Here is a 24,768-nt window from a genome sequence, read left to right on the forward strand (position 1 = left end):
TCGCGCCGGTTTAACGTCAACCGGAATTAGCCGCCATGGCCCGCAAAAAAGCTGCACTGGATTTCGAACAGTCCCTCGCCGACCTGCAAACGCTGGTCGAGCGTCTGGAGAACGGTGAATTGTCGCTGGAAGACTCGCTGACCGCTTTCGAGCAGGGCATCGGCCTGACCCGTGACTGCCAGGCAGCGCTGGCCCAGGCCGAGCAGAAGGTCCAGGTGTTGCTGGAGCGCGATGGCGAGCTGGCCGAGGAACCCTTCGACGCGGATCAGCCAGAATGATCGCGGCGTATTCGGCGACCAGCCAGGCGCGGGTCAATGCGGCACTGGAAACCTTGTTCAACGCACCACTGCCAGAGCTGGCGCGGCTTTACGAAGCAATGCGCTACAGCGTGATGAACGGCGGCAAACGCGTGCGTCCATTGCTGGCCTACGCCGCGTGCGAAGCCCTCGGCGGCAAGGCCGAGCAGGCCAACGGCGCGGCGAGTGCAGTGGAGTTGATCCACGCCTATTCGCTGGTACACGACGATTTGCCGGCGATGGACGACGACGATCTGCGTCGCGGTCAGCCGACTACCCACAAAAAATTCGATGAAGCCTGCGCGATTCTTGCCGGTGACGGCTTGCAGAGCCTGGCGTTCAGCGCCCTGCTCGACCCGCGCCTGAGCGACCTGAGCGCGGATATCCGTCTGCAACAGGTCACGGCGCTGGCGCACGCGGCAGGCCCGGCCGGCATGGTCGGCGGTCAGGCCATCGACCTCGGTTCGGTCGGTCTGAAGCTCAATCAGAAAGCCCTTGAACAGATGCACCGGCACAAGACCGGCGCGCTGATCGAAGTCAGCGTCAAGCTCGGCGCCCTGGCCAGCGGCCGCGCCGAGAAGGATGAACTCAAGGCCCTGCAAAGTTATGCACAGGCCATCGGCCTGGCGTTCCAGGTGCAGGACGACATCCTCGACGTCGAAAGCGATACCGAAACCCTCGGCAAGCGCCAGGGCGCCGACATTGCCCGCGACAAGCCGACCTACCCGGCCCTGTTGGGTCTGGACGCAGCCAAGGCCTATGCCCTGGAACTGCGCGATCAGGCGTTGCATGCACTGCGACCGTTTGACGCGGCCGCCGAGCCATTGCGCGATCTGGCCCGGTATATCGTCGACCGGCGCAACTAAAGGCTAATCAGCCAAAAAAGACCAACGCGTGGGCAGGGGACGATGCATCAGGTAAACTGCCGCATCTTTTATACCTATAACGATTCGCCTGATGCCCACGACGTTCCATGAGATTCCCCGCAAGCGCCCGACCACGCCCCTGCTCGACCGCGCGAACACGCCGGACGGCCTGCGCCGGTTAGGCGAAGCCGAGCTGGAAACCCTGGCTGATGAGTTGCGCCTGGAATTGCTCTACACGGTCGGCCAGACCGGTGGGCATTTCGGTGCCGGCCTGGGCGTCATCGAGCTGACCATCGCGTTGCATTACGTCTTCGACACCCCGGACGACCGGCTGGTGTGGGACGTCGGTCATCAGGCCTATCCGCACAAGATCCTCACCGGTCGCCGCGAGCGCATGGAAACCCTGCGCCAGAAAGACGGCATTGCGGCCTTCCCGCGTCGCTCCGAGAGCGAGTACGACACCTTTGGCGTCGGCCACTCCAGCACATCGATCAGTGCCGCGCTGGGCATGGCCATCGCCGCTCGCCTGCAGAACAGTGATCGCAAGGCGATTGCCGTGATCGGTGACGGCGCATTGACCGCCGGCATGGCCTTCGAGGCGCTGAACCATGCGCCGGAAGTGAACGCCAACATGCTGGTGATCCTCAACGACAACGACATGTCGATCTCGCGCAACGTCGGGGGGCTGTCGAACTATCTGGCGAAGATCCTTTCCAGCCGCACTTACGCGAGCATGCGTGAAGGCAGCAAGAAAGTCCTGTCGCGCCTGCCCGGCGCCTGGGAAATCGCCCGTCGCACCGAAGAATACGCAAAAGGCATGCTGGTCCCCGGCACCCTCTTCGAAGAACTGGGCTGGAACTACATCGGCCCGATCGATGGCCACGACCTGCCGACCCTGATCGCCACCCTGCGCAACATGCGCGATCTGAAAGGCCCGCAGTTCCTGCACATCGTCACCAAGAAAGGCAAAGGCTTCGCCCCGGCGGAAGTCGACCCGATCGGTTACCACGCCATTACCAAACTCGAACCGCTGGGCGCCCCGGCTGCCGCGCCGAAGAAGGCCGGCGGGCCGAAGTATTCCGGCGTGTTCGGTGAATGGCTGTGCGACATGGCCGCTGCCGACCCGCGTCTGGTGGGCATCACCCCGGCGATGAAGGAAGGTTCGGATCTGGTGGCGTTCAGCGAGCGTTTCCCGCTGCGCTACTTCGATGTGGCGATTGCCGAGCAGCACGCCGTGACCCTCGCGGCCGGCATGGCCTGCGAAGGCGCGAAACCGGTGGTGGCGATCTACTCGACGTTCCTGCAACGCGGCTACGACCAGTTGGTGCACGACGTTGCGGTGCAGAACCTCGACGTGCTGTTCGCCATCGACCGCGCCGGTCTGGTGGGCGAAGACGGCCCGACCCACGCCGGCAGTTTCGATCTGTCGTTCCTGCGTTGCATCCCGGGCATGGTCATCATGACCCCGAGCGATGAAAACGAACTGCGCAAGATGCTCACCACCGGTCACCTGTACAACGGCCCGGCGGCGGTGCGTTACCCGCGCGGCACCGGCCCGAACGCGACCATCGAGAAAGACCTCGAACCGATCGAGATCGGCAAGGGTGTGATTCGTCGCCAGGGCAACAAGGTCGCCCTGCTGGTGTTCGGCGTGCAAATGGCCGAAGCGCTGAACGTCGCCGAAACACTGGACGCGACCGTGGTCGACATGCGGTTCGTCAAACCGATGGACGAAGCGCTGGTGCGTGAAATCGCCGCCAGCCACGACCTGCTGGTGACCATCGAAGAGAACGCGATCATGGGCGGCGCCGGTGGCGCGGTCAGCGAATTCCTCGCCCGCGAGAACATTCTCAAGTCGGTGCTGCACCTGGGCTTGCCGGACGTTTACGTCGAGCACGCCAAACCGGCGCAGATGCTGGCCGAGTGCGGGCTGGACGAGGCCGGGATCGAAGCGGCGGTGCGTGAGCGCCTGGAGCTGCTTAACAAGTAAAACGCAATGCCCATGTGGGAGCGAGCCTGCTCGCGATAGCGTACTGTCAGTCACTTCAATGCCGACTGACACACCGCAATCGCGAGCAGGCTCGCTCCCACATTGATTTGCGCACACCGGAAATACCGACGGAATACCGATGAACCTCTCGCGTCTCGCCCTGCCCCTTCTCCTGCTGCCAACCGCCAACGCCCTCGCCGATACCTTCGAACGCGATCAGGCCCTGAAGCTGCCGGACATGCTGATCAGCGCCAACCGCCAGGTGGAAGCCCGCAACGACAGCAGCGCCGCCAACACCGTGTTCACCCGCGAAGACATCGAGCGCCTGCAACCGAGCAGCGTCACCGATCTGCTGCAACGTGTGCCCGGTGTGCAAGTGGCGCAACTCGGCGGACGCGGCAGCCTGCCGGGGATCTACATTCGTGGCACGCAATCGGCGCAAAGTCTGGTGCTGGTCGACGGCCAGCGCATCGGCAACTCCACCTCCGGCGACAGTAACCTGCAACACCTGAACATCGAGCAAATCGAACGCGTCGAAGTGCTGCGCGGTTCGCGTTCGGTGATCTATGGCAGCGATGCAATTGGCGGGGTGATTCAAATCTTCACCCGGCGCGGCGGCGAACAAGGCTTGCAGCCGCGGATGCATGTCGGATTCGGCAGCCATCAGACCTGGGAGCGCAGTGTCGGCCTGTCCGGCGGCGACGAGAAAACCCGCTTCAACCTCGGTGCCAGCCTCGATGAAACCGCCGGTCTCGACCGCACCCACGAATCGTATCCCAGCGACAGCGACCACGACGCCTACCGCAACAAATCCATCAGTCTGAGCCTCAGCCATGCGCTGACCGATGATGTCGAAGTCGGCGCCAACCTGCTGGATAACCGTGGCAAAAGCGAGTTCGACAACCCGTTCGGACGCTTCGACCCAGTCACCTTCGACTCCGTCCAGCAGCAGCCCTACAGCGATTTCACCGTCAGCAGTTTCAGCAGCTACATCGACGCACGGATCAACGAGCGCTGGAAATCGCGCCTGGAACTCGGCCACAGCGAAAACCGCGAGAAGACGTTCGACAAGCTCAGCGACGAACGCTCGGTGTTCAACACCTACCGCGACTCGGTGACCTGGCAGAACGACCTGACCCTGGATGCGCGCAACAGCCTGATCCTCGGCGGTGACTGGTACGAAGACCGGGTCAACAGCAGCACCGCGTTCGACGAAGACAGCCGCTGGAACCGTGCGGCGTTCATTCAGCATCGCTTCCAGGCCGACAGTTTCTCCACCGAACTCGGCCTGCGCCGTGACGACAATCAGCAGTTCGGCGGCCAGAACAGCTGGAGCGGCACGCTGACATTGCCGGTCAACCCGGACAACGATCTGCTTCTCAGCTACAGCGAAGGCTTCCGTGCACCGACCTTCAACGACCTGTATTACCCGGACTTCAGCAACCCGGATCTGAAACCGGAAACCTCGAAAAGCTACGAGCTGCAATGGCGCAGCCAGTTGAGCGACAACAGCCGTCTTGAGGCCTCGTTGTATCGGACCGATCTGGAAGACGCGATCATCTTCGGCAGCAACTCCCGGCCAGAGAACGTCGCGTCGGCGCGGATCAACGGCTTTGAGGCAGCGCTGAAACAGGAACTGCTGGGCTGGCAGAGCAACCTCGGCGTCGCAATCATCGACCCCCGCGACCGCGACACCGGCCACACCTTGGCGCGCCGTGCACGCCGGACGTTGAGCTGGGATCTGGACCGGCAGTTCGATCGTCTCGGTCTCGGTGCCAGTTGGCAGGCCGTCAGCAGCAGTTATGACGACCTGAACAATCAACAACCATTGGGTGGTTATGCGCTACTCGGACTGCGCAGCAGTTGGGCGCTGAACCGTGAGATCAAGCTGGATTTCAAGGTGGATAACCTGCTGGACAAGGGTTACAGCCGAGCGCTGTACAGCCATGACGGCAGTCAGTATGGCTATCGCGAGGAAGGTCGGGCGTTCATGTTCGGAGTGACCTGGACACCGCAGCTCTAGCGATCAACGGTCTGGCGCGATCAGTTGGCAGAGCTTGGCGGTCGCCTCGATCATCTGCCCGCTCGGACGCTCCAGACCTTTGTCGGTGACCAGCAGCAACTGCCTGTGCTTGACCGCTGCCACCTGCGGCCAGGCGCTCCATGCGTTCAGTTGCGACTGGTCGCCGGCCAGAATCACTTCGGGGTCACGCTGTAAAACGGCTTCGATGCTCACCTGCGGCGCCGGCAATGTCAGGTCGGCAAACGCATTGCGTGCACCGCACACTTCAAGCGCATCGCTGATGATCTGACCGCCACCGACGGTGTACAGCGGCTTGTCCCAGACTTGATAGAACACCCGCAACGGCGTTACCCGCCGATAGCGTTGGCGTAGCTCATCGAGTGTGCGCCGCAGCTCGGCCGCTCGCTCAACCCCGCGTTCAGGACGACCAAGCTGCGCAGCGATGGCTTCGATTTGCGTGATCAACTGCTCGAAACTGTGAGGTTCGGCAACGAAAGTCGGGATGTTCAGGCGCTTGAGCTGATCACGCTGGGCCGGGCCGACACTGCCGGGCCACAGCAGCAACAAGTCAGGCTTGAGGCTGAGCAGCCGCTCCATGTCGAGCTGACCATAACGACCCACCGAAGGCACATCCTTGATCGCAGACGGCCGGTCACCGGCATCCAGCACGCCGACCAACAGATCGGCCGAATCAAGCTCAACAACGATTTCAGACAGGGATGGCGCGAGGCTGACCACTCGCAGAGCGGCCAGGGTTTCGCTGCTGACGGCCAGTAGCAGAACCGCCAGCCAGAGACGACGCATCAACCGAGTTGACGCGGGATACGGTAGAGGTAGAACAGCACCGCCGTGGACAGCGCCAGCAACATCAGCGGCACGGCCTCCAGGCCGACGAACACCGCCAGTGCACCGATCCACGCCGGCAACCCCGCCACCAGAAACGCTGTGCGACGACGAGCCGCAAGGGCTATCCACGCAGCGGGTTCTTCAGGGGTATCGAGGGCTTTTTGCGTGGCGATCAGCGCATGTTTGTAACGGCCGAAAAACTTCAGGCTGACAAACATCGAGGCCACGCCGGCAATGAAAAACGGCATCGCCAGCACCGGCATGATCGCTTCGCTCTCGCCGAACACGGCATTGAGAACAAACAGCGGCACCAGCGCCAGCGCCAGGTATTTCCACCAGGCGACTGACAGACGGCGCCGCACCTGACCGCGAGTCACGCGCGGTCTACCTCGCCCTGATGTTCGTTGCCCATCATGTGGTCGAGTTTGCTGGCTTTGGTCGCCAGGTAGAGTTTGTTGTGCGGGTTGTGGCCTGTGTGCAGCGGCACGCGCTCGGCGACGACGATATTCATGTCGGTCAGGGCTTTGACCTTGCGCGGGTTGTTGGTCATCAGGCGCAGGGATTTCACGCCCAGATGCTCAAGCATCGGCAGGCACATGGCGTAGTCACGCTGGTCGGCGGCAAAACCCAGACGCTCGTTGGCTTCAACGGTGTCGGCACCGCCGTCCTGCAATTCGTAGGCACGGATCTTGTTCAGCAGGCCAATGCCACGGCCTTCCTGACGCAGGTACAGCAACACGCCACGACCTTCACGGGCGATCGCCTTGAGGGCGGCCTCCAGTTGCGAGCCGCAGTCGCAACGCTGACTGAACAAGGCATCGCCGGTCAGGCATTCGGAGTGCAACCGGCCGAGTACCGGGGCACCGTCGGCAATCTCACCCAGGCTCAGCACAACGTGCTCGCGGCCGGTGGCTTCATCGAGAAAACCGTGCATGGTGAATTGCGCAAAAGGCGTTGGCAGCTTGGAAGCGGCGACAAAAACGACAGGCACCGGTGTGCTCCTGATCTAAAAAGTCTGAAGATTCGCTGGGCGGCATTGTAACAGCAGGTTCCTGCAGGCGCTTAGGCTGAATTATCGGCCATAACGATCAAAAAGTTTGATAACAGGCCCGACATCATCGCGTTTACTCGAACGGATACGGCTGCTTCCAGTGCTCGAAGATCGGTTTCAGCTCGCCGCTTTTCACCAGTTGTTCCATGCGCTGGTCGTAGATCGACATCAGTGCGCGGGCCTGCGGGGTGTCGGCGAAACCGAGGTACAGCGGCAACTCCGCCAGATGCGAGTAATGGTATTGCGAAGGGTCGGCGGCGTTTCTCACCACCGCTTCGATTTCCGTCAGCGCATCGATGTAGTAATCCGCCCGCCCCTGCTTGAGCATCGACAGGATTCCGGTGCGGCGTTCGATCTGGTTGAAGCGTTTGACGTTCGGCAGGTAGGTTTCATACCGATAACCCCGCACCCAGGCCAGTCGGTACTTGCCAAGGTTCGCCTGGGTCGGCGACGGGTTGCTGGCAAGGCCGAGTGCGTAGATGTGGTCGGAATCGAAGTTCCATTTCGGGTACAGCACCTGCTCGGCTTCACCGCGATAGGAACCGACCAGTGCGTCGACTTCCTTCAGTTGCACCAGGCCCACCGAACGGGTGTACGGCACGGAGCGGATATCCAGAGTCACGCCGGCCGGCTCGAACACTTTGCGCAACACGTCCCAGCCCAGGCCGTGGCCATCGGCAGCGGTGTAGTCTTCCCATTCTTCGCTGGCCAGGTGAATCACCGACGGCGTTGCGTCCTGCGCCTGTGCCACCGCACCGGCCAGCACACCCAGCAGGGTAAAAAACAGTACCAACAAGCCGCGTCGAGCCATCCCTGTGTCCCTCATCCACGCCTTGAAATCAGGCGAAAATCCACACCAGTCCCTGCATCGCCAGCCAGGCGAATACGCCCGCCAGCACATCGTCGAGCATGATGCCGACGCCGCCATGCACATGCCGGTCGATCCAGCGGATCGGCCATGGCTTGAGGATGTCGAAGAAGCGGAACATCAAAAACCCGGCGAGCAGCCAGTACCAACCTTCCGGCACCAGCCACAGGGTGATCCACATCCCGACCATCTCGTCCCAGACGATGCCTTCGTGGTCGTGTACCCGCAGATCGTCGGCGACCTTGCCGCACAGCCAGAAGCCGAACAGCATGGTGATCCCGAGCATCAGCCAGTAACCCCAGTCGGGCAACATCTGCCACAACGGAATAAAGGGTAGCGCAACTAACGAGCCCCACGTGCCCGGTGCTTTCGGCAAGGTGCCGGAACCGAAGCCGAACGCGAGGAAATGCCAGGGGTTGCGCCAGACCGACGGCGGAACGAACTCGCCGGGAACCTGTTTCGGGTGATCTGTCACGGTGACTCCTGAAAATGTTGATAACCCCGGATTTGCGGGGTGATGTCATGCCCTTCGCGATCCAGCAGCACCACGCCCTGCCCCTCGGCCACGCGCCCGATCACATGGATCGGCCAGCCATCGGCCAGCAGCGCCGGCAATTCGACGGACGGCAAGGTAAAGGCCAGCACGTAATCATCGCCACCGCTCAGCGCCGCACGTTCGGCGCCGCGCTGACCGAGAAACGCCACCAGCGCCTCCGACAGCGGCACGCGCTCACGCTCGACTTCGAGGCGAACCTTCGAGGCCAGTGCAATGTGGCCGCAATCGGCGAGCAAGCCATCGGAGATATCCAGCGCCGACGTAGCCTTGCCACGCAGGGCCTGACCGAGGGCGAGTTGCGGTTGCGGCGACCAGTAATGATCGAGCAGCGGCTGGGCGATGCCCGGCTCGGCTTCGCGCTGGCCGAGCACCAGCGGCAAGGCCCCTGCGGCATTGCCCAGTTCGCCGCCGACGCACAGCAGATCGCCCGGCTGCGCGCCGCTGCGGGTCAGGGCCTTTCCGGCCGGGACACGACCGAACACGGTGACGGTCAGGCTCAACGGCCCACGCGTCGTGTCACCGCCAACCAGTGCCACGCTGCAGCTTTGCGCCATACGGTTCAAACCACGGGCATAGGCTTGCAGCCAATCGGCAGTCACCGTCGGCAAGGTCAGGGCAAGGGTAAAGGCAACGGGCGTGGCGCCCATGGCAGCCAGATCGCTGACCGCCACGGCCAGCGAGCGCTGACCGAGCAGAAACGGATCGCAGGGATCGGCGAAATGCACGCCGGCCACCAGCGTATCGGTGGAAATCGCCAGCTGTTCCCCGGAAGGAACCGCCAGCAAGGCGCAGTCGTCGCCGATCCCCAGTGCAACGCCTTCGCCCCCCTGCGCACAAGGCGCGGCGGCGAAGAAATTGCGGATCAGCTCAAACTCGCCCATTGCGATATCAAGCGCTGATCAGCGCTTGAACGCCTTGACTTCAGCTTCACGCAGGCGCGGAGCCAGCTTGTCGAGAACGCCGTTGACGAACTTGTGGCCGTCGGTGGAACCGAACACCTTGGCCAGTTCGATACCTTCGTTGATCACAACGCGGTAAGGCACGTCGACGCGCTTGAGCAGCTCCCAGGTGGACAGGCGCAGAACCGCCAGTTCAACCGGGTCCAGCTCTTCGATCGCCAGATCCAGGCAAGGCGTGAGCGCGTTGTCGATTTCGGTGCGGCTGGCCGGAACCCCGTGCAGGATTTCGCGGAAATACGCGCCATCGACATCGGTAAAATCGTTATCGACCCGGAATTGCGCTTCGATCTCGTTCAGCGAAGCCTTGGCCATGTGCCATTGATACAGAGCCTGAGTCGCGAGCTGACGGGCTTCGCGGCGCTTGACGCTCTTCGATGGCTTGCCGGCATCCGCAGGTTTCGGATCGCGCGGGTTGAAACGATCGCTTTCGTCGCTAATCACTTGGCCTCCAACTGCGCCAGCAGGCTGACCATTTCCAGAGCGGACAGGGCAGCTTCAGCACCTTTGTTGCCGGCCTTGGTGCCGGAACGTTCGATGGCTTGCTCGATGGAATCAACGGTCAGGACGCCGAAAGCGACCGGTACGCCGAACTCCATGGACACCTGGGCCAGGCCCTTGGTGCACTCGCCAGCCACGTATTCGAAGTGCGGAGTGCCGCCACGAATGACCGCGCCCAGGGCGATGATTGCTGCGAACTCGCCTTTCTGGGCGACTTTTTGCGCAACCAGCGGGATTTCGAAGGCGCCAGGCGCGCGGATGATGGTGATGTCGCTTTCGCTCACGCCGTGGCGAACCAGGGCATCAACTGCACCGCTGACCAGGCTTTCAACCACGAAACTGTTGAAACGGCCCACTACCAAAGCGTAGCGGCCTTTAGGGGCGATGAAGGTACCTTCGATGGTCTTCAGGGTCATTCGTCAGATCTCTTAAAGAGCCGGGACGCGTCTGTTTCGCGTCCCTCAGTGATTTATTTGCCGCGAATTCGGGTCCGGAAACAACCGGTCATTATTCGGAGGGCACGTATTCTACAACTTCCAGATCGAAACCGGATATCGCATTAAATTTCATCGGTGCCGACATCAAGCGCATTTTGCGCACACCGAGGTCACGCAGGATCTGCGAACCGGCACCGACGATGCTGTAGGTGGTCGGTTTTTTCACCGCCGCCTGATCGCCGGTTTCACGGATATGCGCCAGCAACACGTCGCCATCGAGCGGGTGACCGAGCAGCAGCACCACACCGCTGCCGGCCTCGGCAACCGCAGCCATGGCGGCGCGCAGGCTCCAGCGGCCCGGTTGCTTGACCATCAGCAGGTCGCGCAGCGGGTCCATGTTGTGCACACGAACCAGGGTCGGTTCTTCGGCGCAAACGGTGCCCAGGGTCAGTGCCATGTGCACGTCGCCTTCCACGGAATCACGATAGGTCACCAGGTTGAATTGGCCCAGTTCGCTGTCCAGTGGCTGCTCGGCAATCCGCTGAACGGTACGTTCGTGGATCATCCGGTAGTGAATCAGGTCGGCGATGGTGCCGATCTTGATGTTGTGTTCGGCCGCGAAAGCTTCCAGTTCGGCGCGACGGGACATGGTGCCGTCGTCGTTCATCACTTCGCAGATCACGCCGCTCGGTTCGAAACCGGCCATGCGCGCCAGGTCGCAAGCCGCTTCGGTGTGACCGGCGCGGGCCAGGGTGCCACCGGCCTGAGCCATCAGCGGGAAGATGTGGCCGGGGCTGACGATGTCTTCGGCTTTCGCGTCTTTCGCCGCAGCCGCTTGCACGGTGCGCGCGCGGTCAGCGGCGGAGATGCCGGTGGTCACGCCCTCGGCAGCTTCGATCGATACGGTGAACTTGGTGCCGAAACCGGAACCGTTGCGCGGTGCCATCAGCGGCAGCTTCAGGGTTTCGCAGCGCTCGCGGCTCATCGGCATGCAGATCAGGCCACGGGCGTGCTTGGCCATGAAGTTGATGTGCTCGGCCTTGCAGCATTCGGCGGCCATGATCAGGTCGCCTTCGTTCTCGCGGTCTTCGTCATCCATGAGGATGACCATCTTGCCTTGGCGGATGTCTTCAACCAGTTCTTCGATGCTATTGAGCGCCACAAGGCACCCCCTTCAGTCAGGATTTGAGGTAGCCGTTGGCGGCCAGAAAGCTTTCAGTGATGCCGCCGGACGTTGGCTCTGCAGCCTTGTCGCCCAACAGCAGACGCTCCAGATAACGCGCCAGCAAGTCGACTTCCAGGTTCACCCGGCGACCTGGCTTGTAGGACGCCATGATGGTTTCACTCAAGGTGTGCGGGATGATCGTCAGCAGGAATTCGGCGCCATCGACCGCGTTCACGGTCAGACTGGTGCCGTCGACGGTGATCGAGCCTTTGTGGGCGATGTACTTGGCCAGCTCTTTCGGCGCGCGGATGCGAAATTCCACGGCGCGGGCATTGTCGCTGCGCGAGACCACTTCGCCGACACCGTCGACGTGACCGCTGACCAGATGCCCGCCGAGACGGGTGGTCGGGGTCAGGGCTTTTTCCAGGTTGACCGGGCTGCCGCTCTTCAGGTCATTCATGGCGGTGCAGTCGAGGGTTTCGCGACTGACGTCGGCGGCAAAGCCGTCGCCCGGCAGCTCCACAGCGGTCAGGCACACGCCGTTGACCGCGATGCTGTCGCCGAGTTTGACGTCGCTCAGGTCGAGCTTGCCGGTTTCAACATGCACCCGCACATCACCGCCCTTTGGGGTCAGTGCGCGGATACTGCCGATGGATTCGATGATGCCGGTAAACATGGGGTTCTCCTTGAGAACGAAGCCAGCGCTAACGCGATGGCCGGGAATTATACGCTCGCCGATGAGACAGGGATTGCAGTGACTCGCCAGTCATCGCCAACCGCGCGAATTTCAGTGATTTTCAGCTCCGGCGCATCCTTCATATAGGCTAGCGGCCAGTCCAGCAACGGACGCGCCGTGGAGCCGAGAAACTTGCCGGCGATGAAGATCACGAACTCGTCGACCAGACCGAGCTGGGCAAACGCACCGGCCAGTCGCGGACCGGCCTCGACCAGCACTTCGTTGACGCCACGGCTGGCCAGTTCAATCAGCAATTGGCGCAGATCGACCTGACCGTCATCGCCCGGCACGATCAGGCATTCCGGGCCGTGGGCGTACTGTTCTTCGATGGCCACGCAGGTGGCGACCAGCGCCGGGCCGGCCTTGAAGAACGGCGCATCCAGCGGCACCCGCAGACGCCCGTCGATCAGCACGCGCAGCGGCGGACGACTCAGGGCCAGCGCGGTTTGCTCGGCATCCAGCCCCAGTTCATCGCCGCGCACGGTCAGTCGTGCACCATCGGCCAGCACCGTGTCGGCGCCGGTCAGCACCACGCTGGCCTGGGCGCGCAAACGCTGCACCGCCGAACGCGCGGCAGGCCCGGTGATCCATTGGCTCTCGCCGCTTTCCATCGCTGTGCGGCCGTCGAGGCTCATTGCCAACTTGACTCGCACGAACGGCAAGCCGTGTTCCATGCGTTTCAGAAAACCTTGATTGAGCTTGCGCGCTTCGCTTTCCAGCACACCGCTTTCAGTGGCGATACCGGCATCGGCCAGACGCTGCAAACCGCGTCCGGCGACTTGCGGATTGGGATCGCGCATCGCCGCAACCACCCGACCGACGCCGGCATTCACCAGCGCATCGGCGCAGGGCGGTGTGCGGCCGTGGTGGCTACAAGGTTCGAGGGTGACGTAAGCCGTGGCGCCCCGGGCCAGCTCACCGGCGGCGCGCAGGGCGTGGACTTCAGCGTGGGGTTCGCCAGCACGTTCATGCCAGCCTTCGCCGACAATCTGCCCGTCGCGCACGATCACGCAGCCGACCCGTGGATTGGGATGGGTCGTGTAATGCCCTTTGCGCGCCAATTCCAGGGCCCGGGCCATGAAGTGGGCGTCGAGGATGGCCTGTTCGGCAGCGGCGGTCATTCTTTCACCGGTTCACGGGCGAGGCGGTCGATCTCTTCGCGGAACTCGTTGAGGTCCTGGAAGCGGCGATACACGGAAGCGAAACGGATGTAGGCGACTTCATCGAGCTTTTGCAGCTCGGCCATCACCAGTTCGCCGACCACGAGGGATTTGACCTCGCGTTCGCCGGTGGCGCGCAGCTTGTGTTTGATGTGCACCAGCGAGGACTCGAGACGCTCGACGCTCACCGGACGTTTCTCCAGGGCGCGCTGCATGCCGGCGCGGAGTTTTTCTTCGTCGAACGGTTGGCGGCTGCCGTCGGTTTTGATTAGGCGCGGCAACACCAGTTCGGCCGTCTCGAACGTCGTGAAACGTTCGCCGCAGGCCAGGCATTCACGCCGGCGGCGCACCTGTTCGCCCTCGGCGACCAGACGCGAGTCGATGACCTTGGTGTCGTTGGCACCGCAGAAGGGACAGTGCATGGTGGCTGGCAACAAAAAAAGGGAGGGCCATGGTAGCGCATCCCGGTGGCAAGACAAGCCATAGGCTTTGCGGTATACAGACTGCCATGATCGTTTGATCCATGGATTTCATTTTGCTGGAGCCGCCAATGTCGTTACGACCGCTCGTTTTGCTCAGTGTTTTCAGCCTGCTGGTGGCCTGTGGCAGCGACGCGCCCAAGCCGCAGCCGCCAACACCGGGCCCGGCGCCGCAACAGGCGCAGAAAAAGGCCAGGGAAGCTGCCGACCTCGGCCCGCTGCCTGCGTATCAACGTGAACTGAGCGGCACCCTGCAAGGCGTGCCGGCTGGCGCCGAAGTCGAACTGGCGCTGCTGGTGATCGACGAGAAGGGGCGCCCGCAACAATTGCTCGCCAGCTCCAGTCTGATCGGCAACAACCAGGTTCTGCCGTTTCGCCTGCGTTTCAACCCTGACGCCTTCCCGGCCGGCGCGCGAGTCGAACTGCGGGGCCGCGCCACTCAATCCGGCCAGTTGATCCTGCACCTGCCGTCGCAGACCATCAGCCAGCCGACCACCCAGGCGCTGGGCCAACTGCAATTTGTCAAAGCCCCATGAATGCACCGTTAGACCTGCAACAGGCGCTGGGCGAGTTGCTCGGTGATGCCCGGCTGGTGGCCTGCCCGCTGCCGGACACTGATCTGAAACTGTGGCTGATCGACGGCGACAACATGGCCCGGGAGTTCAGCCCGGACGAAACCCGGCGAATCCTGCACGAACCGCCGTACTGGAGTTTCTGCTGGGCCAGCGGCCTGGCGGTGGCGCGTTACCTGGCGGAATTTCCCGAGTGGGTGCGTGGCAAACGCGTACTGGATTTCGGCGCCGGTTCCGGGATCGCCGGGATTGCCGCCGTGAAGGCAGGCGCGCTGGAAGTGGTGGCCTGCGACCTCGACCCGCTGGCGATTGCCGCGTGTCGGGCCAACGCTGAACTCAATGATGTGCAGATGAGCTATTCCACGGACTTCTTCGCCGAGGCGGATCGCTTTGATCTGATCCTGGTGGCCGACGTTCTGTACGACCGTGAGAACCTGCCGCTGCTCGATGCGTTTCTCAGTCGCGGTCGCGAAGCATTGGTGGCGGATTCGCGGGTCCGGGATTTCCGTCATCCGCTGTACCGGCGGATCGAAATGCTCGAAGCCATGACCCTGCCGGATCTGGCCGAGCCCGAAGAGTTTCGCCATGTCAGCCTCTACCACGCGGCCCGCGCCTGACCGTATAGTTGCCCCATTCACGCTTTTACGAGATACCCCATGAGTCAGCAAACGCCGTACATTTTCGACGCCACGACGGCCGACTTCGACCAGTCGGTGATCGAGGCTTCTTTTCAAAAACCGGTGCTGGTGGATTTCTGGGCCGAATGGTGCGCGCCGTGCAAGGCACTGATGCCGATGCTGCAAGGCATCGCCGAGAGCTATCAGGGCGAGTTGCTGCTGGCCAAGGTCGACTGCGACGTCGAGCAGGACATCGTCGCCCGCTTCGGTATCCGCAGCCTGCCGACCGTGGTGCTGTTCAAGGACGGTCAACCGGTGGACGGTTTCGCCGGGGCCCAGCCGGAGTCCGCTGTGCGTGCCCTGCTCGAACCGCATGTGAAGATGCCGCCACCCGCCGCCGCCGATCCATTCGAACAGGCTCAGGCGCTGTTCGACGAAGGCCGTTACGCCGATGCCGAAGCCGCGCTGGTGGTGATGCTCAATGAAGACAACACCAACGCCAAGGCGCTGATTCTCTACGCCCGCTGCCTGACCGAACGCGGTGAACTGGGCGAAGCGCAAGCCGTGCTCGACGCGGTCAAGAGCGACGAACACAAAGCCGCACTGGCCGGTGCCAAGGCGCAGATCAAGTTCCTTGGTCTGGCCCGTGACCTGCCGGACGCCGCCGACTTGAAAAGCCGTCTGGCGCAAAACCCGCAGGACGATGAAGCGGTGTATCAACTGGCGATCCAGCAACTGGCCCGTCAGCAATACGAAGCGGCGCTGGACGCTCTGCTCAAGCTGTTCATCCGCAACCGCAGCTACGGCGAAGGCCTGCCGCACAAGACCTTGCTGCAAGTGTTCGAACTGCTGGGCAACGATCACCCGCTGGTGACCGCTTACCGGCGCAAGGTGTTTGCGGCGCTGTACTAAGCGCTTACTCGATCCAGCTGTAGAGCGGCGTATCCCCGCCGCTCAGCACTTTCACGTCGGATGAATGACGCAGGCGCACCAGCAAGCGCTTGCCCGCCGCCGCGCTGCCGGTCAGCCCTTCGAGTTGATCCAGCAGCTCCGGCCCGCTGAGTTGCCCGGCCTTGCGCAACAAATCCCTGGCGACCTGCCACAACGCGTCATCCTGATTCACCGGTTTCGCCACCGGCGCCACGGCTGCTTGCGGCTGGGCCGCCTGCACCTGCACGCCAAACTGCGAACCGAGCCGCGCCCAGTCGCTTTCATCCAGTTCCAGGGTCAAATCCACCGGCAACTCACCGACGGTTCCGCGTATCCGCAACATAACTTCGCTCCCGCACATTTCTGACCTGCATGCTCCCATGGGACTTGTGTAACGCCAAGTGTCAGAAGCTGGCGACGCTTGCCTTATCGGCTACATTTCTTCTTTTTTTCATGGGAAGGAACCCCATGTCTTCAGGAAGAAAACTGGCGTCGAAGGGAGGCCCCACCTCTACAGGTGGCGTGATTCTCGAAGGAAACGAAAACCTGCGTATCGAAGGCAAAATCATCGCCTCGATCGGGCAACTTGCCAGTTGCCCGGCGTGCAGTGCTGGCCAAGGACCGATTGTCGCCGTTGGCGAAAGAACTCTGATCCTGCCCGCCGGCCCAGCTGCACTGGAGGGTGACTATATCGCCTGCGGCTGCCCGCCCATGGCCAACAAACTGCTCACTCAGCAACACAGCGGCTTCGCCGGCATTGGCCGTCCAGCTCCCATCGATATGGGCCCTTCGATTACCGCCCCGACTTCACATCGCTATCTGCAAGTCATTATCGAACGCCTGGACGACTCCCAGAAACCAGGACTTGCCTACAGACTCAAAGACAAGAAAAAAACAGCCGTCCTGCAAGACATCACCTGTAATGCAACAGGCGAAGGTTGCGAACACCCTGTGGAAAGCCATTCGGATTACGACACTCTGTTGGTCGGTGAAGAGTCCGAGTGGACGTTTTACGCTTATGAAGAATCCCTGAATCAGGACTTGCCATGAAGTCGGAAATCAAACTCGTCTTTAAAGACTTTCTGATGCAGCCACCAAAAGGCGTGAAGTTTCAGTTGCTGATCGACGGACTTGTCATTGATGACAACATCGTTCAAAACGATGACAAACCCCGCATCTACTCACTCGTTTCGGACAAGACTCAAACCGCTATTACCCGCTTGGACGCCCAGAAATTACCTTCGATAAAAAGCCGTGACAGCTACGAAGTCACCGTTCAAATTGTTGGTAACTCCGGCGCAAAAAAGGCAATGCATACAGCCACGCTGAATTCAGGTAAATCGCTGTCGATAGTTGCAGTATCACCTTGGGTAAAAGTGCCCCTATCCACCAGCGGCAAAGTCTCTAACGACACATTCTACGAGGTCGAGTATGGCGTCAAACGGAGGGATGAAACCCGCACCGTAAAGGTGGTCATCCAGGACATGCCGCGCCGCATACTGATGGAGGCGCTATCACACCGAGGTTCGACTGAATGGGCCGGCAACAAAGTCAAACATTCTTTACCGCATCCAACGCTTAAGAAAAGCGTGGAGTTCAGGGCGGAATCAAACAAGTGCAATGTGTTCGTCTATGACGTATTGACTGCCATCGGTGTCAACGTGGCGATGATCGAACATGGCTCTTCAAAATACATCCCGGGCTATTCCAAAGTGAGCCCGCCAACCGCAGGGGAATGGGCAGATGGGACCCGGCTGCTCAATAGTTGGAACGCAGAGAAATCTCCCCTACCCGGAGACGTTGGTGCGTATGCTGTCAATTACTCTGATGCCAGCGGTCACGTCGGATTTGTTCTGACTCAAGGTGTCTGCATTTCAGCAGGCTGGGACAAAATCGAAGTCAACGACGCAGGTTTTCGAATCGCATCGGGTAATGCTGCTCGCAGTGACCACGACTTCACCATCTTCCGACGTTACAAGTACAGCAAACCACAATGAAACGACTCTGGATAATCCTGGCTGCTTCACTCCTGCTCGTTGTGGCATGGCGCTTTTGGTCGCCTGCCGACCTTTCAGCCTGCACCTCCGAAGGCGCAGCACCAGGGCCGTTGAGCGCCATCATTCACAATTACTTTGAAAGTAATAGACGTATCGGATGGCGCGATATGGATGACCGCTTCGACATACTCTCTACTCCCGAAGGCCAAAAAATTGCCGGCCAACCAAAGCCGTACGCATGTGAAGCGTTACAGATACTGCAAAATCCCGCGTTCAGTGAGAGTGAAAAAATCTTCACTACGGCGTTGATGTTCCAGTTGCCGATCAGTCAGTACATGGGCTTCATGGATCGCAGCCATCAACTCTACTCAGAGCACAAAATAGATCCGGAGGTCATGAAGGTGGTGGTACTTCCGCGTGGAACGGCGATCAACTACTGGTGGCTTCCAGCCTGGCGCCAGCGCTTCACTCGCGATGCTCCGAACCTGCTCGACGAAAGTCTGATCCGCCATGTGCTAACGGGAGGCTACTGGTTCGACTATCCCGGCGCCGGATTCTGATTCAAAAATCGTGACATTCAATCTACGTGCCGCTCCGGGAACATCCCGGACGGTGCTCAGTGATGCCTTGCGCAAAGCGTGCGGGGCGGGCAAACTCTGCGCACTTTCGTTATAAGATTACATAACAAACTCTTCACTTTACTTCCCGGAGTTCGCCATGCGTCGTCTGCTGCTCGCTTTGCCGTTTGCCCTGTTGCCGCTGGCCATCGCCCAGGCTGCCGATGAGCATGACCACGATCATGAACACGGCAGCCTCGGTGCCCACGAACATGGCGTCGGTCGCCTGAACGCTGCGCTCGACGGCCAGACCCTGGAACTGGAGCTGGAAAGCCCGGCGATGAACCTGGTCGGCTTCGAACACGTCGCCACCAGCGATGCCGACAAGGCCAAGGTCGCTGCCGCTCGCTCGCAACTCGGAAAACCGCTGGCGCTGTTCAGCCTGCCGGCCGCCGCCGGTTGCAAGGTCACCAGTCAGGAACTGTCGAGCCCGCTGTTCGGTGACAAGCCGGATGCCGACGATCATGACGACGATGACCACGATGAAGACGCCAAGGGCGGCGAAGCGCATCACCACGATCACAGCGAAATCCACGCTCACTACCAGTTCACCTGCGCAGCACCGGGCGCCTTGACTACTCTGGATCTGGCGAACATTTTCAATACCTTCCCGGCGACCCAGAAAATTCAGGTACAACTGATCAGCCCGAACGGCCAGCAAGGCACGGAAGTGACGGCCAAATCCGCCGCCCTGAAATTCTGATCACGAACCGGCACCATGACCCAAGCACTCATCGAACTGTCCGACCTGGGCTTCAACTGGCCCGGTCACCCGCCGCTGCTGGATATCCCGGCGTTTCGTCTGGAACCGGGTGAAACCCTGTTCCTCAAGGGCCCCAGTGGCAGCGGCAAGACCACCCTGCTCGGCCTGCTCGGCGGGGTGCAGAAGCCCGGTCGCGGCAGCATTCGCCTGCTCGGCCAGGAGCTGACCGAACTGGGTGCCGGCGCTCGCGATCGCTTTCGTGTCGATCACACCGGCTACATCTTTCAGCAGTTCAACCTGCTGCCGTTTCTCTCGGTGCGCGAGAACGTCGAGCTGCCGTGCCACTTTTCGAAGCTGCGTGCAGAACGCGCGAAGCAACGTCACGGCAGCGTCGATCAGGCAGCCGCCACCCTGCTCGCCCACCTGGGCTTGAAGGACGAAGGCATTCTGGGACGACGTGCCGATTCGCTGTCGATCGGTCAACAGCAACGGGTTGCCGCAGCACGCGCGTTGATCGGTCAGCCGGAACTGGTGATCGCCGACGAGCCGACCTCGGCGCTGGACTACGACGCCCGGGAAAACTTCATTCGCCTGTTGTTCGCCGAGTGCCGTGAGGCCGGGTCGAGCCTGTTGTTCGTCAGCCACGACCAGAGTCTGGCGCCGCTGTTCGACCGTCACCTGTCCCTGGCCGAACTCAATCGCGCCGCCACGTCTGCCGAGGTCTGAGATGTATCTGTTCCGTCTGGCCATGGCCAGCCTCGCCAACCGCCGCTTCACCGCCCTGCTCACCGCTTTCGCCATTGCCCTCTCCGTCTGCCTGCTGCTGGCCGTGGAACGGGTGCGCACCGAAGCCAAGGCCAGTTTCGCCAGCACCATCAGCGGCACCGACCTGATCGTCGGCGCTCGCTCCGGTTCGGTGAACCTGCTGCTGTACTCGGTATTCCGCATCGGCAACGCCACCAACAACATTCGTTGGGACAGCTTCGAACATTTCGCCAGCAACCCGAAAGTGAAGTGGGCGATCCCGATGTCCCTCGGCGATTCCCATCGCGGCTATCGGGTGATGGGCACCACCGAAGCCTATTTCGAGCATTACCAGTACGGTCGCCAGCAGCATCTGGAACTGGCCGACGGCCGCGCCTTTGCTACCGATCCGTTTGAAGTGGTGCTCGGTGCCGAAGTGGCCGAGGCGCTGCATTACAAACTCGGCGACCAACTGGTACTGGCCCACGGCGTGGCGGCGATCAGTCTGGTCAAGCACGATGACAAACCGTTCACCGTGGTCGGCATTCTCAAGCGCACCGGCACGCCGGTGGATCGCACGTTGCACATCAGCCTCGGTGGCATGGAGGCAATCCACATCGACTGGCACAACGGTGTGCCGGCCCGTGGCAACGGGCGGATCAGTGCCGATCAGGCGCGCAACATGGACCTGACGCCGCAAGCGATCACCGCGTTCATGCTCGGCCTCAACAGCAAGATTTCCACCTTCGCGCTGCAACGGGAGATCAACGAATTCCGCGGCGAGCCGATGCTGGCGATCCTGCCGGGCGTGGCCCTGCAGGAACTCTGGAGCCTGATGAGCACCGCTGAAAAAGCGCTGTTCGTGGTCTCGCTGTTCGTGGTGCTGACCGGGTTGATCGGCATGCTCACGGCGATTCTCACCAGCCTCAACGAACGTCGCCGCGAGATGGCGATCCTGCGTTCGGTGGGCGCGCGGCCGTGGCACATCGCGAGCCTGCTGGTGCTGGAAGCGTTTGCGCTGGCGCTGACCGGGGTGATCGCCGGGCTGGCGTTGCTGTACATCGGCATCGCCGCGGCACAGGGTTATGTGCAGGCCAATTACGGCTTGTATCTGCCGCTGGCATGGCCAAGCGAGTATGAATGGACGCTGCTCGGTGGCATTCTGGCTGCCGCGCTGCTGATGGGCAGCGTGCCGGCCTGGCGCGCGTATCGCCAATCATTGGCCGATGGCCTGTCGATCCGTTTATGAGGATGTTCACCATGCCCCGCGCTGTCCTTGCGCTGCTGTTGCTGGTCGCCCTGCCCGTGTGGGCAGCGGCGCCGAAAGACCTGACCTGGTCGGAGATGATCCCGCCGGACGCGGCGCCCGAAGTGCCGAACATGACGCCGCTGCATGACCTGTCGAAGATGAGCGATGCGCTGTCCGCAGAATCGGCGCCAGCGGCCAAGCAGGACCTGCCCAACGCCCCGGTGGTGCAAAGCCTCGACGGCCAGAACATTCGCCTGCCGGGCTACATCGTACCGCTGGAAGTCAGCGAGGAAGGCCGCACCACGGACTTCCTGCTGGTGCCGTATTTCGGCGCCTGCATCCACGTGCCGCCACCACCGTCGAACCAGATCGTGCATGTGAAAAGCGCCGTCGGCGTGAAGCTCGACGAGCTGTATCAGCCGTACTGGGTCGAGGGGCCGTTGCAGGTCAAGGCGTCCACCAGCGAACTGGCCGATGCCGGGTATCAGATGGAAGCGGACAAGATTTACGTCTACGAGCTGCCGGAGTAATTCCGGCAATCAGTTATAGCCCGCCAAATCGGCTTCGCGAGCAAAGGTTCCACAAAAAAACCGTCCATCACTGTTTCATTGAGCTGAGTCAAAAGACCGTATCAGACGGATTCGTACCATAGGACATCAAACATTTTTAACGTCCTTTGGGAGCTTCCATGAACAAGTCCTTGCTCAGCGCTTCGCTGTTTGCCCTCGCGCTCGCAGCCCCGCTCGCCCACGCCCATGAAGCCGGCGACATCATCGTTCGTGCCGGTGCGATCACCGTCAACCCGAAGGCCGACAGCTCCAGCGTCAAGGTCGATCAGGGTCCGCTGAGCGGCACCAACCTGGGCGGCAAGGCGACCATGAGCAGCGACACCCAACTGGGTCTGAACTTCGCCTACATGCTGACCAACAACATCGGTATCGAGCTGTTGGCCGCATCCCCGTTCGAGCATGACGTGAAGCTCAAGGGCACTGCACTGCCAGCGGCCAACGGCAAGCTCGGCACCCTGAAACACCTGCCGCCGACCCTGAGCGTCGTCTACTACCCGCTGGACGCGAAGTCGGCCTTCCAGCCGTACATCGGCGGCGGCATCAACTACACCTGGATCTACGACGAACACGTCGGCAGCGAAGCCCAGTCCAACGGCTTCAGCAACTTCAAGGCGAAAAACTCCTGGGGCCTGGCCTGGCAGGTCGGCGCTGACTACATGCTGACCGACAACATCATGCTCAACGCCCAGGTGCGCTACATCGACATCGACACCCGCGCCACCGTCGAAAACAACGCCGTGGCTCCAGGCACTCGCGCAAAAGTGAACGTCGACGTCGATCCATTTGTGTACATGGTCGGTCTGGGCTACAAGTTCTAAGCGAGCAATCAAAGAACGTTCACGTGGTGGTGAATGAGGCTTGGTGGCGGGCAGACTCAGAACTGACGGCGATGTTACGCAATCGACCGGGGAGCAAGCTCCCTCGCTACAGGAAATGTGTTTGAAATCCGATTTCCGGCCGTGAAAAAGGCGCCTGTCAAAAGGCGCCTTTTTCATGTCTGCGAGAAGCTCAGCGGCCGAGCAAACGTGCCAGGCCGACGCTCATCGGCGTTGGCGTCGGGCACTTGAATCGATCGAGCAACCGAGCGTTGTTCGCCCGCGAATGACGGATGTCACCGGAGCGCGCCGGGCCATAGCTGACCGGCGGCAACTCGCCGACCACCGCTTCCAGCGCAGCCAGCATCTGCTTGAGATTGGTCGCCTGATTCCAGCCGACGTTCACCGCGCCGACTTGTGCTTCAGGTTTTTCCAGGGCCTGCACCAGCACGTCGACCAGATCTTCGACGTACATGAAATCCCGGGTCTGCTCGCCATCGCCGAACACGGTGATCGGCAAGCCTTTCTGCGCGCGTTCGCTGAAGATGCTGATCACGCCGGAGTACGGCGAGGACGGATCCTGACGCGGGCCGAAAATATTGAAGAAGCGGAAGATCACCGGCTCCAGACCGTGCTGGCGGCGGTAGAAATCGAAGTAGTGCTCACCGGCCAGTTTGTCCGATGCATACGGCGTCAATGGCGCTTTCGGCGTGTCTTCGTTGATCGACTCGCCCTCGCCATTGTTGCCGTAGACCGCGGCGCTGGAGGCGAACAGCACGCGCTTCACGCCGGCCTCGCGCATCGCTTCGCAGACGTTGAGCGTGCCGATGAAATTGCTCTGGTGAGTCTTCACCGGATCATCCACCGACGCCTGAACCGAAGCCACGGCGGCCAGGTGCGCGACTGCGCTGCAACCCAGCATCGCCTGGGCGACCAGCGCGGCATCGGCGACGTCGCCGACGATCAGCTCGACCTTGGGATTGTCCAGCGGCAGGTTGCTGCGTTTGCCGGTCGACAAGTCATCGAGGATCCGTACCGAGTGGCCGTTGGCGAGCAACGCGTCAGTCAGGTGCGAACCGATGAAACCGGCGCCGCCGGTGATTAAAACAGGGCCGTCAGCCATGGCGATAAAACCTATCCAGTAAGCCCGGGAGTGCGGCACGCCAGGCGCGCGGCTTGATCCCGAAAGTGTGCAGAATTTTCTTGCAGGCCAGCACCGCGTGTTGCGGCTCTTCAGCGGCATCCTCACGCGCGGCGTGGGCCTGGGCGGTCGGTTCTTCGATCGCCAGCGGATGCAGGCTGCGAGCCTCGGTGAGAATCGCCTGCCCCAGCGCCAGCGGTGTGGTCGCCTCGTGGCCGGCGTAGTGGTAAGTGCCCCACAGCGGCGCGGCGCAATCGAGTTGTTTGAGCACCGAAATGATCACCCGGGCCGCATCGTCGACCGGGGTCGGATTGCCGCGACGGTCGTCAGCCAGCAGCAATTCTTCCGGCTGTTCGGCACGGGCCAGGAATCGCCCGAGGGTGCCTTCCGGGCTGTCATCGAGCAGCCAGCCAAAGCGCAGCAACACGTGCTGCGGGCAAGTGGCGCGTACGCTCTGCTCGATCCGCCACAGCGCCTGACCGCGCAGGCCCAACGGCACGGGCTCGTCCTTTTCGCTGTAGGCGGTGGCACGGGAACCGTCGAATACCCGGTAGCTGGACGGCTGCACCAGCACGATGTTGTGGTGCTGGCACAGTTCGGCCAGACGCTCGATAGCGCGTTCCTGACCCGACAGACGGCTTTCGCTGACGGTCTCGGCCTGGAACCAGTCGAAATAGTAGGCGAGGTTGATCAATGCATCGGGACGGGTGTCGTCGAGCAGTTGTGTCAGGCTCGCGGCATCCCAGCCGTCTTCGGGCGGGCGGGGGGCGAGGAAACCGATGTCTTCCTCCGCACCGAGGCGAATCAGCGCCTGCCCAAGGGCATTTCCGCCGCCCAGTAACATAAGGCGCATTCGCATAGAGTCAGCAGGCCCAGTCTGATTG

The 24,768-nt window shown here is 61.8% G+C and carries 30 protein-coding genes; 15 read left to right on the forward strand and 15 right to left on the reverse strand.

Annotated elements, in window-relative coordinates:
- Window positions 1–35: 35 nt before the first annotated feature.
- The 4 genes from AC1RME_RS24210 (at window position 36) to AC1RME_RS24225 (ending at window position 5,175) form a co-directional block, all read left to right on the forward strand.
- Complete coding sequence (locus AC1RME_RS24210) at window positions 36–278, forward strand: exodeoxyribonuclease VII small subunit (RefSeq protein WP_007894317.1); 243 nt, start codon at window positions 36–38, stop codon at window positions 276–278.
- Window positions 275–1,162 carry a (2E,6E)-farnesyl diphosphate synthase gene (gene ispA / locus AC1RME_RS24215; protein ID WP_493072945.1) on the forward strand — a complete coding sequence of 296 codons (888 nt, stop codon included), beginning with the start codon at window positions 275–277 and terminating at the stop codon, window positions 1,160–1,162. The genes AC1RME_RS24210 and ispA overlap by 4 nt, the downstream gene beginning before the upstream one ends.
- Window positions 1,163–1,253: 91 nt before the next feature.
- Complete coding sequence (dxs, locus tag AC1RME_RS24220) at window positions 1,254–3,152, forward strand: 1-deoxy-D-xylulose-5-phosphate synthase (RefSeq protein ID WP_493072943.1); 1,899 nt, start codon at window positions 1,254–1,256, stop codon at window positions 3,150–3,152.
- 139 nt (window positions 3,153–3,291) lie between these two features.
- Window positions 3,292–5,175 carry a TonB-dependent receptor domain-containing protein gene (locus AC1RME_RS24225; RefSeq protein WP_493091859.1) on the forward strand — a complete coding sequence of 628 codons (1,884 nt, stop codon included), beginning with the start codon at window positions 3,292–3,294 and terminating at the stop codon, window positions 5,173–5,175.
- A 3-nt stretch (window positions 5,176–5,178) separates the two neighbouring features.
- Here AC1RME_RS24225 and AC1RME_RS24230 read toward each other — a convergent pair whose 3' ends face one another.
- From AC1RME_RS24230 to nrdR, 12 genes are all read right to left on the reverse strand, one after another.
- Window positions 5,179–5,979, reverse strand: a complete 801-nt coding sequence (locus tag AC1RME_RS24230; RefSeq protein ID WP_493091860.1) for a cobalamin-binding protein — start codon at window positions 5,977–5,979, stop codon at window positions 5,179–5,181.
- A complete protein-coding gene (locus AC1RME_RS24235; protein ID WP_096820755.1) occupies window positions 5,979–6,398 on the reverse strand; it encodes an MFS transporter in 420 nt (139 codons plus the stop codon). The genes AC1RME_RS24230 and AC1RME_RS24235 overlap by 1 nt, the downstream gene beginning before the upstream one ends.
- Complete coding sequence (gene ribA, locus AC1RME_RS24240) at window positions 6,395–7,012, reverse strand: GTP cyclohydrolase II (protein ID WP_065259552.1); 618 nt, start codon at window positions 7,010–7,012, stop codon at window positions 6,395–6,397. The genes AC1RME_RS24235 and ribA overlap by 4 nt, the downstream gene beginning before the upstream one ends.
- 133 nt (window positions 7,013–7,145) lie before the next feature.
- Complete coding sequence (locus AC1RME_RS24245) at window positions 7,146–7,883, reverse strand: substrate-binding periplasmic protein (protein WP_192559097.1); 738 nt, start codon at window positions 7,881–7,883, stop codon at window positions 7,146–7,148.
- 28 nt (window positions 7,884–7,911) lie between these two features.
- Window positions 7,912–8,415: a phosphatidylglycerophosphatase A family protein gene (locus AC1RME_RS24250; protein ID WP_096820753.1), complete on the reverse strand. Its 504-nt coding sequence runs from the start codon at window positions 8,413–8,415 to the stop codon at window positions 7,912–7,914.
- Window positions 8,412–9,377 carry a thiamine-phosphate kinase gene (gene thiL, locus AC1RME_RS24255; protein WP_493091862.1) on the reverse strand — a complete coding sequence of 322 codons (966 nt, stop codon included), beginning with the start codon at window positions 9,375–9,377 and terminating at the stop codon, window positions 8,412–8,414. Before thiL ends, AC1RME_RS24250 begins: the two co-directional genes overlap by 4 nt.
- An 18-nt stretch (window positions 9,378–9,395) precedes the next feature.
- Entirely contained in the window at window positions 9,396–9,896 is a 501-nt protein-coding gene (nusB, locus tag AC1RME_RS24260) for a transcription antitermination factor NusB (RefSeq protein ID WP_096820751.1), read from the reverse strand.
- Window positions 9,893–10,369, reverse strand: coding sequence for a 6,7-dimethyl-8-ribityllumazine synthase (gene ribH / locus AC1RME_RS24265; protein ID WP_003228649.1), 477 nt, complete (start codon window positions 10,367–10,369; stop codon window positions 9,893–9,895). Before ribH ends, nusB begins: the two co-directional genes overlap by 4 nt.
- Window positions 10,370–10,460: 91 nt before the next feature.
- Window positions 10,461–11,552 (reverse strand): bifunctional 3,4-dihydroxy-2-butanone-4-phosphate synthase/GTP cyclohydrolase II, encoded by a 1,092-nt coding sequence (gene ribBA / locus AC1RME_RS24270; RefSeq protein WP_065259547.1) that lies wholly within the window; start codon window positions 11,550–11,552, stop codon window positions 10,461–10,463.
- A 16-nt stretch (window positions 11,553–11,568) separates the two neighbouring features.
- On the reverse strand, window positions 11,569–12,231 hold the full coding sequence (locus AC1RME_RS24275) for a riboflavin synthase (RefSeq protein WP_085712322.1): 663 nt from the start codon (window positions 12,229–12,231) through the stop codon (window positions 11,569–11,571).
- A 47-nt stretch (window positions 12,232–12,278) separates the two neighbouring features.
- Entirely contained in the window at window positions 12,279–13,412 is a 1,134-nt protein-coding gene (ribD, locus tag AC1RME_RS24280) for a bifunctional diaminohydroxyphosphoribosylaminopyrimidine deaminase/5-amino-6-(5-phosphoribosylamino)uracil reductase RibD (RefSeq protein WP_493091863.1), read from the reverse strand.
- Window positions 13,409–13,873 carry a transcriptional regulator NrdR gene (gene nrdR, locus AC1RME_RS24285; RefSeq protein WP_003228656.1) on the reverse strand — a complete coding sequence of 155 codons (465 nt, stop codon included), beginning with the start codon at window positions 13,871–13,873 and terminating at the stop codon, window positions 13,409–13,411. The genes ribD and nrdR overlap by 4 nt, the downstream gene beginning before the upstream one ends.
- Window positions 13,874–14,001: 128 nt before the next feature.
- On the opposite strand from nrdR, the gene AC1RME_RS24290 reads away from it, so the two are divergent.
- The 3 genes from AC1RME_RS24290 to trxA are packed head-to-tail and all read left to right on the forward strand — an operon-like array spanning window position 14,002 to window position 16,031.
- Window positions 14,002–14,466, forward strand: a complete 465-nt coding sequence (locus AC1RME_RS24290) for a YbaY family lipoprotein (RefSeq protein WP_096820929.1) — start codon at window positions 14,002–14,004, stop codon at window positions 14,464–14,466.
- A complete protein-coding gene (locus AC1RME_RS24295) occupies window positions 14,463–15,119 on the forward strand; it encodes a class I SAM-dependent methyltransferase (protein ID WP_085712325.1) in 657 nt (218 codons plus the stop codon). The genes AC1RME_RS24290 and AC1RME_RS24295 overlap by 4 nt, the downstream gene beginning before the upstream one ends.
- 39 nt (window positions 15,120–15,158) lie before the next feature.
- A complete protein-coding gene (trxA, locus tag AC1RME_RS24300; protein ID WP_096820749.1) occupies window positions 15,159–16,031 on the forward strand; it encodes a thioredoxin in 873 nt (290 codons plus the stop codon).
- A 4-nt stretch (window positions 16,032–16,035) separates the two neighbouring features.
- Here the strand turns inward: trxA and AC1RME_RS24305 are convergent, their stop codons facing one another.
- Window positions 16,036–16,392, reverse strand: a complete 357-nt coding sequence (locus AC1RME_RS24305) for a hypothetical protein (protein ID WP_096820748.1) — start codon at window positions 16,390–16,392, stop codon at window positions 16,036–16,038.
- 125 nt (window positions 16,393–16,517) lie between these two features.
- Between AC1RME_RS24305 and AC1RME_RS24310 the strand changes: the two genes are divergently transcribed.
- From AC1RME_RS24310 to AC1RME_RS24345, 8 genes are all read left to right on the forward strand, one after another.
- Window positions 16,518–17,099, forward strand: coding sequence for a PAAR domain-containing protein (locus AC1RME_RS24310; RefSeq protein WP_255261922.1), 582 nt, complete (start codon window positions 16,518–16,520; stop codon window positions 17,097–17,099).
- Window positions 17,096–18,046, forward strand: coding sequence for a CHAP domain-containing protein (locus AC1RME_RS24315; protein WP_493091864.1), 951 nt, complete (start codon window positions 17,096–17,098; stop codon window positions 18,044–18,046). Before AC1RME_RS24310 ends, AC1RME_RS24315 begins: the two co-directional genes overlap by 4 nt.
- Window positions 18,043–18,606: a hypothetical protein gene (locus tag AC1RME_RS24320; protein ID WP_096820746.1), complete on the forward strand. Its 564-nt coding sequence runs from the start codon at window positions 18,043–18,045 to the stop codon at window positions 18,604–18,606. The genes AC1RME_RS24315 and AC1RME_RS24320 overlap by 4 nt, the downstream gene beginning before the upstream one ends.
- Window positions 18,607–18,763: 157 nt before the next feature.
- On the forward strand, window positions 18,764–19,366 hold the full coding sequence (locus AC1RME_RS24325) for a DUF2796 domain-containing protein (RefSeq protein ID WP_493091865.1): 603 nt from the start codon (window positions 18,764–18,766) through the stop codon (window positions 19,364–19,366).
- Window positions 19,367–19,381: 15 nt separating this feature from the next.
- A complete protein-coding gene (locus tag AC1RME_RS24330) occupies window positions 19,382–20,092 on the forward strand; it encodes an ABC transporter ATP-binding protein (RefSeq protein ID WP_096820744.1) in 711 nt (236 codons plus the stop codon).
- A 1-nt stretch (window position 20,093) separates the two neighbouring features.
- A complete protein-coding gene (locus AC1RME_RS24335) occupies window positions 20,094–21,359 on the forward strand; it encodes an ABC transporter permease (protein ID WP_096820743.1) in 1,266 nt (421 codons plus the stop codon).
- A gap of 11 nt (window positions 21,360–21,370) precedes the next feature.
- On the forward strand, window positions 21,371–21,889 hold the full coding sequence (locus tag AC1RME_RS24340) for a DUF3299 domain-containing protein (protein ID WP_493091866.1): 519 nt from the start codon (window positions 21,371–21,373) through the stop codon (window positions 21,887–21,889).
- Between the two features lie 158 nt (window positions 21,890–22,047).
- Complete coding sequence (locus AC1RME_RS24345) at window positions 22,048–22,746, forward strand: OmpW/AlkL family protein (RefSeq protein WP_007955593.1); 699 nt, start codon at window positions 22,048–22,050, stop codon at window positions 22,744–22,746.
- Window positions 22,747–22,936: 190 nt separating this feature from the next.
- On the opposite strand, the gene AC1RME_RS24350 is transcribed toward AC1RME_RS24345, so the two are convergent.
- Together AC1RME_RS24350 and AC1RME_RS24355 are read right to left on the reverse strand one after the other, a co-directional pair.
- Entirely contained in the window at window positions 22,937–23,866 is a 930-nt protein-coding gene (locus AC1RME_RS24350; RefSeq protein ID WP_493091867.1) for an NAD-dependent epimerase/dehydratase family protein, read from the reverse strand.
- Window positions 23,859–24,743 carry a sugar nucleotide-binding protein gene (locus AC1RME_RS24355; RefSeq protein ID WP_096820741.1) on the reverse strand — a complete coding sequence of 295 codons (885 nt, stop codon included), beginning with the start codon at window positions 24,741–24,743 and terminating at the stop codon, window positions 23,859–23,861. Before AC1RME_RS24355 ends, AC1RME_RS24350 begins: the two co-directional genes overlap by 8 nt.
- Between the last annotated feature and the right edge of the window lie 25 nt (window positions 24,744–24,768).

The organism is Pseudomonas sp. GW822-FHT03F08, from assembly GCF_058801265.1.

Excerpts from the sequence above, each read along its gene's own strand:
- AC1RME_RS24295 (WP_085712325.1), top strand. The coding sequence starts at position 14,463 with ATGAATGCACCGTTAGACCTGCAACAGGCGCTGGGCGAGTTGCTCGGT.
- AC1RME_RS24225 (WP_493091859.1), top strand. The coding sequence starts at position 3,292 with ATGAACCTCTCGCGTCTCGCCCTGCCCCTTCTCCTGCTGCCAACCGCC.
- AC1RME_RS24345 (WP_007955593.1), top strand. The coding sequence starts at position 22,048 with ATGAACAAGTCCTTGCTCAGCGCTTCGCTGTTTGCCCTCGCGCTCGCA.
- AC1RME_RS24275 (WP_085712322.1), bottom strand. The coding sequence starts at position 12,231 with ATGTTTACCGGCATCATCGAATCCATCGGCAGTATCCGCGCACTGACC.
- thiL (WP_493091862.1), bottom strand. The coding sequence starts at position 9,377 with ATGGGCGAGTTTGAGCTGATCCGCAATTTCTTCGCCGCCGCGCCTTGT.
- AC1RME_RS24210 (WP_007894317.1), top strand. The coding sequence starts at position 36 with ATGGCCCGCAAAAAAGCTGCACTGGATTTCGAACAGTCCCTCGCCGAC.
- dxs (WP_493072943.1), top strand. The coding sequence starts at position 1,254 with ATGCCCACGACGTTCCATGAGATTCCCCGCAAGCGCCCGACCACGCCC.
- trxA (WP_096820749.1), top strand. The coding sequence starts at position 15,159 with ATGAGTCAGCAAACGCCGTACATTTTCGACGCCACGACGGCCGACTTC.
- AC1RME_RS24325 (WP_493091865.1), top strand. The coding sequence starts at position 18,764 with ATGCGTCGTCTGCTGCTCGCTTTGCCGTTTGCCCTGTTGCCGCTGGCC.
- AC1RME_RS24320 (WP_096820746.1), top strand. The coding sequence starts at position 18,043 with ATGAAACGACTCTGGATAATCCTGGCTGCTTCACTCCTGCTCGTTGTG.
- AC1RME_RS24315 (WP_493091864.1), top strand. The coding sequence starts at position 17,096 with ATGAAGTCGGAAATCAAACTCGTCTTTAAAGACTTTCTGATGCAGCCA.
- ribH (WP_003228649.1), bottom strand. The coding sequence starts at position 10,369 with ATGACCCTGAAGACCATCGAAGGTACCTTCATCGCCCCTAAAGGCCGC.
- AC1RME_RS24330 (WP_096820744.1), top strand. The coding sequence starts at position 19,382 with ATGACCCAAGCACTCATCGAACTGTCCGACCTGGGCTTCAACTGGCCC.
- AC1RME_RS24310 (WP_255261922.1), top strand. The coding sequence starts at position 16,518 with ATGTCTTCAGGAAGAAAACTGGCGTCGAAGGGAGGCCCCACCTCTACA.
- ispA (WP_493072945.1), top strand. The coding sequence starts at position 275 with ATGATCGCGGCGTATTCGGCGACCAGCCAGGCGCGGGTCAATGCGGCA.
- AC1RME_RS24305 (WP_096820748.1), bottom strand. The coding sequence starts at position 16,392 with ATGTTGCGGATACGCGGAACCGTCGGTGAGTTGCCGGTGGATTTGACC.
- ribD (WP_493091863.1), bottom strand. The coding sequence starts at position 13,412 with ATGACCGCCGCTGCCGAACAGGCCATCCTCGACGCCCACTTCATGGCC.
- AC1RME_RS24230 (WP_493091860.1), bottom strand. The coding sequence starts at position 5,979 with ATGCGTCGTCTCTGGCTGGCGGTTCTGCTACTGGCCGTCAGCAGCGAA.
- AC1RME_RS24290 (WP_096820929.1), top strand. The coding sequence starts at position 14,002 with ATGTCGTTACGACCGCTCGTTTTGCTCAGTGTTTTCAGCCTGCTGGTG.
- AC1RME_RS24340 (WP_493091866.1), top strand. The coding sequence starts at position 21,371 with ATGCCCCGCGCTGTCCTTGCGCTGCTGTTGCTGGTCGCCCTGCCCGTG.
- AC1RME_RS24355 (WP_096820741.1), bottom strand. The coding sequence starts at position 24,743 with ATGCGAATGCGCCTTATGTTACTGGGCGGCGGAAATGCCCTTGGGCAG.
- AC1RME_RS24245 (WP_192559097.1), bottom strand. The coding sequence starts at position 7,883 with ATGGCTCGACGCGGCTTGTTGGTACTGTTTTTTACCCTGCTGGGTGTG.
- nrdR (WP_003228656.1), bottom strand. The coding sequence starts at position 13,873 with ATGCACTGTCCCTTCTGCGGTGCCAACGACACCAAGGTCATCGACTCG.
- AC1RME_RS24335 (WP_096820743.1), top strand. The coding sequence starts at position 20,094 with ATGTATCTGTTCCGTCTGGCCATGGCCAGCCTCGCCAACCGCCGCTTC.
- AC1RME_RS24350 (WP_493091867.1), bottom strand. The coding sequence starts at position 23,866 with ATGGCTGACGGCCCTGTTTTAATCACCGGCGGCGCCGGTTTCATCGGT.